The organism is Paenibacillus sp. Marseille-P2973 (genome assembly GCF_018101095.1).
Taxonomy (GTDB): domain Bacteria; phylum Bacillota; class Bacilli; order Paenibacillales; family Paenibacillaceae; genus Fontibacillus; species Fontibacillus vini.
The window spans coordinates 171,284-184,637 of sequence record NZ_JAGQEH010000003.1; the positions used below are offsets into that span (position 1 = coordinate 171,284).

The 13,354-nt window shown below is 49.6% G+C and carries 10 protein-coding genes and 1 tRNA gene; 9 read left to right on the top strand and 2 right to left on the bottom strand.

Annotation, left to right across the window (positions count from 1 at the left end; genetic code table 11):
• Positions 1-7: 7 nt before the first annotated feature.
• Positions 8-1,036 (top strand): L-rhamnose/proton symporter RhaT, encoded by a 1,029-nt coding sequence (locus KB559_RS07605; RefSeq protein ID WP_211021131.1) that lies wholly within the window; start codon positions 8-10, stop codon positions 1,034-1,036.
• A gap of 93 nt (positions 1,037-1,129) precedes the next feature.
• On the opposite strand, the gene KB559_RS07610 is transcribed toward KB559_RS07605, so the two are convergent.
• A complete protein-coding gene (locus KB559_RS07610) occupies positions 1,130-3,493 on the bottom strand; it encodes a helix-turn-helix domain-containing protein (RefSeq protein ID WP_348772899.1) in 2,364 nt (787 codons plus the stop codon).
• A gap of 174 nt (positions 3,494-3,667) precedes the next feature.
• Between KB559_RS07610 and KB559_RS07615 the strand changes: the two genes are divergently transcribed.
• The 8 genes from KB559_RS07615 (at position 3,668) to KB559_RS07650 (ending at position 12,680) form a co-directional block, all read left to right on the top strand.
• Positions 3,668-5,182 (top strand): extracellular solute-binding protein, encoded by a 1,515-nt coding sequence (locus tag KB559_RS07615; protein ID WP_211021132.1) that lies wholly within the window; start codon positions 3,668-3,670, stop codon positions 5,180-5,182.
• Between the two features lie 196 nt (positions 5,183-5,378).
• Positions 5,379-6,929, top strand: coding sequence for an extracellular solute-binding protein (locus KB559_RS07620; protein ID WP_211021133.1), 1,551 nt, complete (start codon positions 5,379-5,381; stop codon positions 6,927-6,929).
• Between the two features lie 110 nt (positions 6,930-7,039).
• A complete protein-coding gene (locus tag KB559_RS07625; RefSeq protein ID WP_211021134.1) occupies positions 7,040-8,008 on the top strand; it encodes an ABC transporter permease in 969 nt (322 codons plus the stop codon).
• 19 nt (positions 8,009-8,027) lie between these two features.
• Entirely contained in the window at positions 8,028-8,903 is an 876-nt protein-coding gene (locus KB559_RS07630) for a carbohydrate ABC transporter permease (RefSeq protein ID WP_211021135.1), read from the top strand.
• A gap of 66 nt (positions 8,904-8,969) precedes the next feature.
• Positions 8,970-10,064, top strand: a complete 1,095-nt coding sequence (locus tag KB559_RS07635; protein ID WP_247681652.1) for a glycoside hydrolase family 88/105 protein — start codon at positions 8,970-8,972, stop codon at positions 10,062-10,064.
• A 12-nt stretch (positions 10,065-10,076) separates the two neighbouring features.
• Positions 10,077-11,450, top strand: coding sequence for a glycoside hydrolase family 28 protein (locus KB559_RS07640; protein WP_211021136.1), 1,374 nt, complete (start codon positions 10,077-10,079; stop codon positions 11,448-11,450).
• A 42-nt stretch (positions 11,451-11,492) separates the two neighbouring features.
• Positions 11,493-12,476, top strand: coding sequence for a pectinesterase family protein (locus KB559_RS07645; RefSeq protein WP_211021504.1), 984 nt, complete (start codon positions 11,493-11,495; stop codon positions 12,474-12,476).
• A gap of 120 nt (positions 12,477-12,596) precedes the next feature.
• Positions 12,597-12,680 (top strand) — tRNA-Leu (locus tag KB559_RS07650).
• Positions 12,681-12,752: 72 nt separating this feature from the next.
• Here the strand turns inward: KB559_RS07650 and KB559_RS07655 are convergent.
• Positions 12,753-13,340: a stalk domain-containing protein gene (locus KB559_RS07655; protein WP_211021137.1), complete on the bottom strand. Its 588-nt coding sequence runs from the start codon at positions 13,338-13,340 to the stop codon at positions 12,753-12,755.
• Positions 13,341-13,354: the final 14 nt, after the last annotated feature.

The following is a 13,354-nucleotide window of genomic DNA, read 5'->3' on the forward strand; positions in this document are numbered from 1 at the left end:
AGAGAACATGATTTACGGGTTTTTGTTGTTATTGGTAGCTTGTTTTTTTCAAGGAAGCTTCGGGCTCGGGATGAAGAAATATCAGCCTTTTTCCTGGGAAGCGTTTTGGGTGGTCTTCTCGGTCATCGGTATTTTGCTGATTCCGATCGGTTGGACATGGCTGGAAGTGCCGGAATTTATGACATATGTGCGGGAGACTCCGCCGCAAGTTCTGTGGTTGGCTTCATTTTGCGGTCTGCTGTGGGGGATCAGCTCGATCCTGTTTGGCAAAGCGGTGGACTCGATCGGGGTATCTCTCACCTATGGTGTGAACATGGGGATATCCGCTTCGGCGGGCTCGTTAATTCCTTTACTCATCTTCGGGAATATTCCGGTTGCCCGTTCCTTTATTCTGCTGCTAGCCGGAATGGTGATCATGCTGGTCGGGGTGGTTGTTATCACAAAGGCGGGGCTAGATAAAGAAACAAGCCTAAAGGCGCAATTGCAGCAGGGGCAAAAGATTGGGGCGAAGGCAAGTGAGAAGCTGTTGTCCAAGGGACTGATCATGGCTTCCATTGCCGGGTTGGGTTCGGCAGCGATGAACATCGGGTTTTCTTACGCCAACCAGACACTGGACATTGCGGCCGGGCACGGCGTATCCGAGATGAGCGCCAGCCTGATTCCCTGGGTAATTACGTTGTCCGGCGGTTTCGTAGCCAATTTCGTATATGCGTTTATTATGCTGATCAAAAACCGGACTTACCGCGATTATATTGCACCGGGGTCGGGGAAGGCTTATGCCAAAGCAATCGTTACGTCTTTTGTATGGTTCTTTGCCCTTGGATTTTATGCGAAAGCTACGGTGATGCTTGGACCGATCGGCTCCAGTGTCGGTTGGCTGGCCTTTAATGGTCTGGCTTTGATCGTCAGCAATGCATGGGGGCTCAAAGACGGGGAATGGAAGGGATTTGCCAAGCCCAAAAAATTACTGTTAGCGGGAAACGTGATCCTGATCGCTTCCTGGATCGTGGTGGGCATCGCCAATGGATTGGCATAACACGAGCTTCGGAGATTAGAATGCAGAATGACGATGCGGGGATTTTTCCACAGCATCGTCATTTTTTTATCGCTCGCTATGTCATATCCAATATCATCCTTGCGCCGAAGTACCAGGATTCGAATTTGATTTGGAGGCGGCGTGGCTGTCCCGGTATTGGCCTGGCGTCATGCCTTCCTGTTTGCGGAAGGAACGGATAAAGTTCTGCGAATTGTTGTACCGCAATTTCGCTGCGATATCCTTAATCGGCATATCTGTCTCCTCCAACCACTTTTTGGCCATTTTGAACCGGTACATCGTGAGATATTCGCTGAAATAATACTGGGTCTCCTTCTTAAAGATGCTGCTGATATAGTTGGCATTGTAATGCAAGCGGGATGCGCATTCCTCCAGCGTCAGGTCGGTATCGTAACCATGCTGCACCAGATCGATGATTTTCTCGGAAATGTTATGGTATTGCGCGTTTTGCCTGCTGTTGAATATTTTGATCATCGGGTAAATAACCATGCTCCAGAACCAGTCTTCGATTTCCGCTACGGTATGAAGCTCCAACAGCTCTTCATATAAAGATCCGTTCGCATGGTAAATTTGATTCATACTGATCCCCGATTCCTGCATCATAATCAGTAAATTGTTCAGCAGGCGGGTCAGCGGAATTTGATATTCCTGCGGCGTAAGCTCCTGGGCAAAGATCGTAGCAAAGAGCTGGGATACCAGTTCTTTCGCTTTTTCGGTTTCCGCCAGTTTGATGGCGTCCATCAGATCGTTCTCTTTATGACTCGGATAATTCAAATTTAGATAGTGCTTGCCGGAGTTAATGTTCTCGTATTGGATAATGACGCCCTTACCGAGCTTGATCCGGTATTTGAGCGCTTCAAGACCTTCCCTGTAAGCGATCGATATTTTATGGAAGGATTGGAACGGAAGGCTCAGACCGATGCTGACCTGAAGCTTCAGGCAGCGGTTGATTTCCTGTTGTAGCATCTCCGTCAATGAATACAGGCGCTGGTGAAAAGCCACGGCATCGTCATCTTCGCTTCCGAGCAATACGACAATGACCTGGTCCATAATGACGGGGGCCAGACGGTGATCGGGCTCGACCAGTTCTTCGATCATATTGTGGGCGGCAAACAGCAGCAGGTTCAAATCCTTCTTCTCATAGTCGGTGTCGTCGGAGAAATCGATGGCCAAAGTAATGACCGCCATGGTGTTCCATTTTTCGATCTGATTCCGGTAACCGAATTGCTCCAAGTTTTCGAGCAGCTCACGCTTTCTGTAATTTCCCTGAAAAGCCTGGATGAGCGAAAAAGTGCGGACCTGCCGGATGTGCTGGCGGATTTCTTTTTCCAGCTGAGATTTGGATTGGAACAGATGATGCATCTGTTCTCCGATCATTTGAAATTCACTCACATGTCTTGATTTAACGTCGGTTTTGCGCTGCCCGATCTGGTTCAGCAGCCTTTCAATCGGGGTGTACATCCGCCGGGAGCCGATCCAGGCCAGCAGAATAGAGAGCACCAGCATCAGCAGGCAGACCATCGCGGTATAAATACCGATTTTATTGGATTCTTTCGTCAGACTGTCGATGGAAGTCACGGATAAATACACCCAGCCGTTCAACTGGGAACGCAAATAGGTGACCGAATAATCCTCCTTATTCATCTGTGTCTTGAATTGTCCGGAGGGCCTTGCATCATCGGAGATCATGGAGACTCCAGAAAATCCGCTCTCCTCGATAGGCTTGCCGATCAGCTCAAGATCAGGATGAAGCAGGATGCGGTTCTTCTCGTCAATGACAATGATGTTATCCAGCGGCGGCGCATCCGAATTAATTACGTCCTGCAGACTGCAGGCGGGAATATTGGCCATGGCGAGTCCGTATTTATGGAGCTTGGAGGTCGGCAGCTTCTTTATAAGACTGATACTGTAGCTGCACTTTGCGCCATTCATGCTTTCCTCGCTATAAAACCATGAAGAGGGGTTTAAAACCCATGAGGTGTTGTCGGAAATATTAAGCAAATTGGTCAGCTGCGCATGATCCTTGTATTCATTCAGCCTGTACAGTCCCGAATTTTTGACCATCCAGTTCTGCTGCTGGTTGAGCAAGATGACGTCCTCCAGTTTTGTATCGAAAGACTGCATGTTGCGGATTTCGTTTCTCAATTCATTATATAAAATGAAATCGTTTTCATTTAAAGGGCTGTTAAGGGCTCTTTTTAACACGCTGGAGTTGACGACCTGGTTTAATGTTTGATTGACAGTGGTCAGCTTTCGCTCTACATTTGTATTGATTTGTGAGATCAGTTCCATTTTATTTTGATTTACGTTTTTTTGGATTTCTCTGGATGAGGTCAGATACGAAAAGGAACCGATGAACAGCACGGGGAGCGTGCTGATGACAAAGGTAAATATGGTTAGTTTGCTTAAGAAGCTTAATGGTCTCAATGATCTCAGCACCTTACCTTTTGTAAAAGTAATCATCTTATCTTAGTGTATTCAACTTGTCAGATAATAACAATAATCATCTTCCCGCGCGATAATCATTTCATCGACTCATGGCTTTAGATGGTTAATTCTTCCGATAACTGAATGTATGATGGAGAGAACAAGAATTGTAGGAGGAACGTAAGCATGTCCAGAGCATCCAAGGGAATAAGGGCTCTTCATTATTGCTGTATTCTGATCCTTGTTTCATTCGCCCCACTAAGCGCCTGCAGCAGCCGCGATACACTCCATACCGGTTCCGGCGAACCGCGTCCGTACATCACCATTTTGGCGCCGCTTCATTTTCCTCAGCAGCCTTCCAGGGAAATTATGAGCGAGATCGAAAGCTTGACCGGGGTGCAGCTTGATATCCGTTGGGTTCCCGAGGGCGTTTATACCGATAAAATGAACACCGGATTGACGACCAATTCCTTGGCGAAGGTCACGTTCGTGAAATTTTCAGACTACAATCTGGTGAAGAACGCGATTCGTTCGGATGCTTTTTGGGAAATCGGTCCTTATCTCCAGAATTACGGCAATTTAAAAGGCCTGGACAACTCCATTCTTGACCAGACCGCGGTTGACGGCAAAATCTACGGATTATATACCGAACGGCCCTCTTCCAGGCAGGGCGTAATTATTCGCAAGGATTGGCTGGATCACCTTCAATTAAAAGAACCGGGTACTCTGGAAGAGCTGTACGAGGTGATGAGGCAATTTACTTATCAAGATCCTGACGGAAACGGAAAGCAGGACACGATCGGAGTCGTGGACCGCAATGATCTCGTCTATGGAGTATTCAAGACGCTGAGTTCTTATTTTGGAACCCCGAACAATTGGAAGATTGAGAATAACCGGCTGATTCCCGACTTTATGACGGATGAATACATAGACACGATGGATTTTATGAGAAAATTGTACGTCGAAGGGATCATTAACAAGGATTTTGCGCTAACGAGCAAGGAAATCCAGCGGGACAGGTTTATTCACGGCGAGGCGGGAGTGTATATCGGCAGTATGACCGACGTTCAACGGCTATCGATTGAAGCCCAGGCGTTAAACCCGAAGGCCGAATTTACGCTGGTCAACCGCATTCAAGGTCCTGAAGGCTTCAAGGTATGGTCGATCCCGAACTATAATGGACTGTTCCTTTTCTCCAAGAAGGCGATTCCGACGGAGCAGGAACTGAAGCAGGTACTTGGTTTTTTTGACCGGACGATGGATAAAGATGTCGCCAATCTGATGATGTACGGGGTTGAAGGAAGACATTACGAGCTCGCAAACGGAAAAGTCATCCTTCCGGAAGAGACTTCACAGCTGCGGGTGAATGAAGTGAACCCGTTATACTCCCTTATGATCGCGGATATTGGAAATACAAACATTATGCAAGTGGCCCAAAAAGAGCAGTTGACCGATCTGGCTGATCAATTGAGCAAGGACAATGAGCAATTCGTGGTTGACGACCCTACGGTACAGCTCAGTTCCCCGACATTTGACGAGAAGAATGTAGAGCTGTCTTCTATGATTGCCGATGCCACATATAACTACATCCTGGGTAAAATCGATACCGATGGCTTCAAGGATGTGATTGAGCGTTGGAAGAACAGCGGCGGGGATCAGATTATGGAGGAATATAATGAAGCGCTGGCAAGTGAACATTGATTGATGAGTAACGGAATGGAATCCGTCGTGCAGATGCACGGCGGATTTTTTGCATTCCGAGAGATTATCATGATAATCATTTATCCAGATTGCTGAACTGAAGGGCGTTTATGAGTAAATGATTGTATTCGTAATCCGGCGGAGCAGGTAGTGTGGACCTTGTAATCAATCCAAGTCAAATGGAGGTCAAAATGGTATGAAGAAACGATCTTTCACCATCTTGCTGACTGCGCTGCTCACATTCAGTGTTATGCTCGCCGGCTGCTCGGGCGGTAACAACAGCAATAAAGCGACAGGCGATCCTGCTCCTACTCAAACGGCTAAAGCGGAGGACAAAACTCCAGCTGCGGAAGAACCGGCCGCAATTACGATCATGCTTCCATTGAATACGTCGGAAACACCGCCGGACACGATCAAGAAGGAAATCGAGAAATTGACGAACACGAAATTGACTTATCAATTTTTCCCTGCGGATTCTTATGAAGAAAAGCTGAATACCGCATTTGCCACCGGATCTTTGCCTCAGGTCACCTATTTAAAAAATCAGAGCACCTTCGTGCAGATGAAAGAGGCGATCAAGGACGGCCAATTTTGGGAGATCGGACCCTACTTAAGCGAGTATCCGAACCTGAACAAGCTGAAGCCTGAAATTTTAAACAATACCAAGGTGGAAGGCAAGCTGTACTCGCTATACATCGGCAGACCGCTCGCCCGCCAAGGCATGATTTACCGCAAAGACTGGGCGGACAAATTGGGGTTGAAAGCGCCGGCCAATGTGGATGAATTGTTTGCGATGGCAAAAGCGTTCACCGAACAGGATCCGGACGGGAACGGACAGAAGGACACAACGGGAATTGCCGACCGGAATGAATTGGTATACGGCGCTTTCAAAACTGTATCCTCGTGGTTCGGCACGCCGAACACCTGGGGAACCAAGGATGGGCAGTTGCAGCCGGAGTTCACGTTCCCGCAGTATATCGATACGATGGATTTCTTTAAAGAGCTGCGCAGCGGGGGTTACATGAACCAGGATTTCGCGGCTACGAGCAAGACGGATGCCGTAAATATGTTTACCAGCGGCAAGGCCGGGATGTATATCGGCGGTTCCATGCAGGATATCGATTCGCTGAATAAGGACTTGATCAAAAACTTCCCGGACGCCGTTCTGGATACGCACAGTATGGTTGCCGGACCGGACGGGAAGTTTGCCCAATGGATGATTCCGGGATACAACAATCTCGTCTTGTTCCCGAAATCCGCGGTGAAGGACGAAGCCGAACTAAAGAAAATTCTTGCCTTCTTTGACAAGATGATGACTCCGGAACTGGCCAATATGATGTTCTGGGGCATTGAGGGTACGCACTACACGGTAGTAGAAGGAAAGGCGAAGGTTGGGGACAACAAGGAATTGATCGAGCGCGAAGTGAAGCCTTTCAAAGACAGCGTCATCGGCGAGTCCGAGACAAACGGCATGTACGAGAGTTACAACACGCTGCCCGGCAGAATTCATGCCGAAGAGCTGCTCAAGGAAAATGTGAAGGTAGGCGTTCCTGATCCGACGGCCGCTTTGGACTCGGCGACTTATACGGAAAAAGGCGTGGAGCTTCAACAACTCATTACGGACGCCACTTACAAGTATATGTATGGCCAGATTGACAAAGCAGCTTTCGAGAAAGCGGTTGAGGATTGGAAGAGCCGGGGCGGATCGAAAATTATCGAGGAATACAACGCCGCTGCCGCAAAGTAGCACGGTAACCGAAAAGGCTATTGGAGATGTTCATTCAATAGCCTTTTCCATTCATATTCCTTGGTTAATGGCCAGGTTTTCGCAATTTTGAAGCAGAGAGGAAGAGACTCATGCAGGAAGCCACCGCTCCGTCCAGTACAACTCCGAAATTTCAGACCAAAAAACAGAAGCGAAACAGTGAATTAAAAAAACGGCTGTGGAGGAACAAATGGCTCTATGTCATGCTGCTGCCGGGAGTCCTTTATTTTATTATTTTCAAATATTTGCCCATGTACGGACTCGTCATCTCCTTTCAGGACTACAAGCCTTATCAAGGGATCAGGGGCAGCGAATGGGTAGGCATGGAGCATTTCAAACGGCTGTTTGCCGAGCCGGAGTTCTTCAATATTCTTAAAAACACCCTGATCTTGTTCGGACTCAATCTGTTTATATATTTTCCCGTTCCGATCATCCTCGCTCTGATGTTGAATGAGCTGCGCGGCCATTTTTTCAAGAGACTGTTTCAGACGCTCGTTTATTTGCCGCACTTTATGTCCTGGGTCATCATCGTCTCGATCACCTATGTCATGGTCACGATGGACGGGGGAATTATCAACGAATTACTTGTCTATTTCGGATTTAACAAAATCAATTTCCTGCTCAGTCCGGGCTGGTTCCGGCCGATGTATATCCTTCAGGTTATCTGGAGAGAAGCGGGCTGGGGGACGATTATTTATCTCGCTTCGATTGCGGCGATCGATCCGGGACTTTACGAAGCCGCTCGCATGGACGGTGCCGGTCGGCTGCGGCAAGTCTGGCATATTACACTTCCGGCCATCCGGGGCGTTATTATCACGCTGTTTATTTTGAAAATCGGTCATGTCCTGGATCTTGGATTTGAACACGTATATCTGCTGCTGAACTCGATGAACCGCGAAGTGGCGGAAATTATCGATACTTACGTGTACACCGCAGGTTTGAGGCAGGGACAATACAGCTATAGTACGGCGATCGGATTCTTTAAATCCGTGATCGGTCTGATCATGGTCATGCTGGTCAATCGAATCTCCAAGAAAATGGGAGAAGAAGGCGTTTATTGAGATTGCGGGAGGAATTGCAATGGTAGAAGACAGATCCATAAGCGGCAGAATCTATGCCGCGATCAACTTTACGCTGCTTGCCATTATCGCTTTGATTACGGTGCTTCCTTTTATCCACGTCGTGGCGGGCTCGTTTACGACGAATGCGGAGCTGGCAGCCAATAAATTCGTCCTGATTCCGAAAGTTTGGAGCTTGGATGCTTACAAGTTTATTTTCTCGACAAATACGATTTTTAGAGCCATGGGTGTATCCATCGGCGTTACTCTCATCGGCACGCTGTTCAGCATGCTGGTGACCGCCCTGATGGCCTACGGCCTTTCCCGAAAAGATTTGGATGGACGTAAAGCCGTCAACTTTCTCGTTGTATTCACCATGCTGTTTAACGGCGGGCTGATTCCGACCTTTCTGGTCGTAAAGGAACTGGGACTCATCGATTCGTACGCGGCCCTGATCCTTCCGTCGGCCATCAGCGCGTTTAATATGATCATCCTCAAAAATTTTTTCCAGAACATCCCCGAAGGCCTTGAAGAGTCCGCCAAAATCGACGGCTGCAATGACTTCGGCATCCTGTTTAGGATCGTCTTGCCGCTGTCGATGCCCGCGATCGCCACGATCTCGCTGTTTTACGCGGTCACATACTGGAATACCTATCTGACGGCGATTTTGTACCTGAACGATAGCATTAGATGGCCGATTCAGGTGCTGTTGAGACAAATCGTCGTGCTTGCCAGCGGTCTGGATCATAGCTCGACGCTCGACGGTACGGTGCCTCCGCCCGATCAGACGATCAAAATGGCTGTTATCGTCGTAGCCACCCTTCCGATTCTCATGGTTTACCCGTATTTGCAGAAGCATTTTGCCAAAGGAGCCATGCTGGGATCGATGAAGGGATAACGCGGTATGCAGCCTGCGGTATAAGGAGACTAGATACGTGAGCCTACAATTGGAAGGAGCTTAGAAATGACTATTCCTCGTCCGGGCACACCGGTGGAATGGGCCAAGAAGGCCTGCGATTCTTTAATGGACACATATGCGGCGGGCGGACTGCCCCCCGCGCACCGCTGGCACTATCATCAAGGCGTGTTTCTATGCGGGATGGAACTGTTATGGGAGGTTGTTCAGGAGGACCGTTATCTGGATTATATCCAGGAATACGTTGATGATCTGGTGGATGAACAAGGCAATTTCTATTTCGCCAGAGATGAGCTGGATGCGATTCAGGCAGGTCTTCTCCTGTTCAGGCTGTATGAGCGAAGCGGGAAATCCAAGTACCGGATCGCCGCGGATAAACTGCGGAACCTGCTCCTGACGCTCAACAAAACCTCTGAGGGCGGATATTGGCACAAGGATAAGTACCCGTATCAAATGTGGCTGGATGGGCTGTATATGGCGGGGGTATTTACACTGAAGTATGCCAATGTCTTCGGGGAAGAAGGCCTGCGCGACAATGTGCTGCTTCAGGAACAGCTTATGCGAAAGCATATGAAGGATGAAGCTACGGGTTTACTGTATCATGCCTGGGACGAAAGCCGCCGGATGCCTTGGGCGAATCCGCAGACGGGGTGCTCTCCGGAATTCTGGAGCCGCTCCTTGGGGTGGTACGGCCTCGCCTTATCCCAGTTCCTTGATCTGCTGCCAACGGACCATGCCGGACGGGAAGAGCTGGCGGGGGCGCTGCAAGACTTCGTGGGTTCGCTGGTCCGTTATCAGGATGACGCCAGCGGGCTCTGGTACCAAGTCGTCGATAAAGGAAGCCGCCCGGAAAACTGGCTCGAGACATCCGGTTCCTGCTTGTTCGTCTACACGATCGCCAAGGCGGTGAAGCTGGGAATCGCCGGGGAGGAAGCATGGACCGCCGCCAAGAAAGGGTATCAGGGTCTGGTTTCGGTGATTGAATGGGATGAACGGGGACGACTGGTTCTCCCTGACATTTGCATCGGCACATCGGCAGGCGATTACGAGAATTATGTGACCCGGCCCAAGGTGAAAAATGATTTGCACGGGGTTGGAGCTTTCGTGATGGCCTGCGTGGAAATGGAATCCTTATGCAGATAGGAGGAAGAGACGGTGCAGGTGTATAACATTATTGATTTCGGTGCGCTTAAGGACAGCGGCGTCCCCGCCACGGAGGCCATAGCGGCAGCGATTGAAGCGGCGAGCTGGGCCGGGGGCGGTACAGTTTTTGTGCCGGCGGGATTTTTTTTGACAGGGTCTATCCGGATGAAAAGCCATATTGAGCTTCGGCTCGGCCCCGGAGCCGTCCTGTCATTCAGCACAAGTCCCGAGGATTATGCGGTTGTGGAATCGAGATGGGAAGGCGTAAAGCGCCCGGTCCATGCTTCTTGCATTTTCGGAGAGGACCTGGAGCAGGTATCAGTGACGGGAAGCGGTTGTCTGAACGGAAACGGACAGCTTTGGTGGGAGAAGCACCGCGACCGTCCCGAGGAGCTTCCATATCCGAGGCCGAAGCTGATCAGCTTTGACCGCTGCAAGCGGGTAACGATCCGGGATGTGACGCTCGTCAATTCCCCAAGCTGGACGGTGAACCCGATCGCCTGCCGCGATGTAACGATCGACAATCTTTCGATATACAATCCGCCGGATTCCCCCAATACGGACGGCATCAATCCGGAGTCGTGCAGCAATGTGAGGATCAGTAACTGCCATATCGATGTGGGGGATGATTGTATTGCGATAAAGGCGGGTACCGAGGATACTGCGGAGAGAATTCCGTGCGAAAATATTACGATTACGAACTGTACGATGATTCACGGGCACGGTGCGGTCGTACTCGGCAGCGAAATGAGCGGGGATATCCGCAATGTGACGATCAGCAATTGCGTCTTTAAGCAGACGGACCGGGGCATCCGTTTGAAGTCCCGGCGCGGGCGCGGGGGAACGGTCGAGGATATCCGGATCAGCAACATCGTGATGGAGGATGTCATTTGCCCGTTCATCATGAATCTCTATTATTTCTGCGGACCTCGCGGCAAGGATAAGTATGTTTGGGATAAGAATCCTTATCCGGTCACGGAAGAGACCCCGCAGTTCAGACGTATTCATTTTGCCAATATTACAGCGAGGCGTGTTCATGCGGCCGCCGGGTTCATTTACGGTCTGGCGGAGCGTTACATATCGGAGATCACGTTCGATTGCATCGACATCTCCATGGCCGAGAATGCGGTTCCCGGCCGTCCGGCGATGATGGCGGGTATACAGGACATGAATAACCGCGGCTTCTACCTGGGTAATGTGAGGGATATCCGGTTCCGGCAGGTGACGATCGAAAATCATGAAGGCCCTGCCTTTTACATCGAGAACGGCGAGCAAGTCGAGGTGGAGCAGTGCCGATCCAGGAACACGCGAAGACCCGAAAGACTGGTGGAACAGGTCTCGCTCGGTCCTTTGGAACTGAGCTTTGCCGAGCAACAAGGCGAGTAAAATCATATTTCACAGTTTATCCGGAAAGGACCGTTGCGAAGAATGCTGGTAGGGAAACAATCCTTTTGCGATTATCATTCCGTTCAGGCAGCGGTTGACGCGCTGGAACGGTCCGGTTCCGCGAAACCGGAAACTTTGTTTATTTTAGCGGGCCGTTATGAGGAAGCCGTGACAATATACCGTTCCGATCTTCGCATTGTGGGGATCGGGAATGTCGAGATTACGATGAACCGTTATGCTAAAGAACGGGATGAGCATGGCGAAGAAATCGGAACCTTTGCGACTCCGACTTTATTTTTGGGAGGCAGCCGCCTTGTGCTCGACAATCTGGTGATTGTCAATACGGCAGGGCAAGGGCCGGACATCGGCCAGGCGGTCGCAGTATATGCCCATTGCGATCAAACGGTGTTCAGGAATTGTTCCTTCAAGGGACATCAGGATACACTGTTCACGGGACCATTACCGCCCTCTCCCCGGGAACGCCAGTCCTTCGGCGGAATTCCGCTCCGTGAGCACCATGCTCATTATCGCCAGTATTACATGAATTGTTATATTGAAGGAACCGTCGATTTTATATTTGGCGGAGCCACCGCTTATTTCGAAGGCTGCCAGATTCACAGCCTGAACCATGCAGGCGAGGGCGGAGGGTATATTACAGCAGCTTCCACCCCGAAAGGGCAAGAGCATGGCTATGTGTTTGATGCCTGTTACTTGACTGCGGAACCGGGAGTGTCGGGGGTATATCTGGGACGTCCGTGGCGGGAATTCGCCAAGACCGCATTCCTCCATTGTCGGATGGGTGCGCATATCCATCCTCTGGGATGGGATAACTGGGATGATCCCGCTAATGAAGAAACCGTTCGCTACGAGGAATATGGATCGAACAATGTCTCGAATGTGCGACCGGGACGCGTACCGTGGGCGGAATGCTCGGAGACCGGCCCCCGGGAGGAACGGTTCCGGAAGGATATTGTATTTGCAGGAATGGATTTCTGGAAACCTATCAACCGCATTACAGAGTCATAGTTGTGAAGCCTTTAAACAGAAGGGCTAGCTTCAAAATAGATTTATTTTGCTTGTTGACTCGCTATGAAAAAGGTGATAATATATATTTCGTTGCTGCAAAACATTGCATCGGCGAAATTTGCGGTCGTGGCGGAATTGGCAGACGCGCACGGTTCAGGTCCGTGTGGGCTAACCCCCGTGGAGGTTCGAGTCCTCTCGACCGCATCCCTTCATTAAAAACAGGTTTCTGATCTGCTAATTTCAGCAGAACAGAAACCTTTTTGCTGTTTAAAATACTTAATCCGGTACCGTAAACGTTGCTGTTCTGGTTGCGTTATTCCAATCGACTTTAACCCCAAGTACTTCAGCAAGCTGTCTAACGGGTAAGAAAGTTACCCCGTTTTTTACCGTAGGCACGGCATCTTCCAAATTCACCTTCTTACCGTCAACCCACATTTCCGATTTTCCTACATGCAAAATGATGCTTTTTTGATCATGTTTTAATGTGATCTGCTGGTTCTTTTGATCCCAGTCCACTTCAAACCCGAATCCGTCGGCAAGCGCTCGAAGCGGGATCATCGTCCGCCCGTTATCACTAAACGGCTCGGCTCCGCTTCCGGCATAGACATTAAGATACTTGCCATTCAAGTGAACTAACACACGATTGTTTTTAGCTTCCTTACATGAGGAAATATCAAGGTTCACCTTTTTGCCGTCTTTAATAATTCCAAGCTCGCCGGCTTCTCCGTCACGGTTATCGTAGCACGTAAGAGCAGGCTCGACATCCGACCAAAAGAATTCTTCAGCGGCATGCGCTACATTCCCGCCGAACAGCGCAATCAGCAAACTAAAGGTAGATATTAATTTCCATCTTGTTTTAAACAAATATATCATCCCCG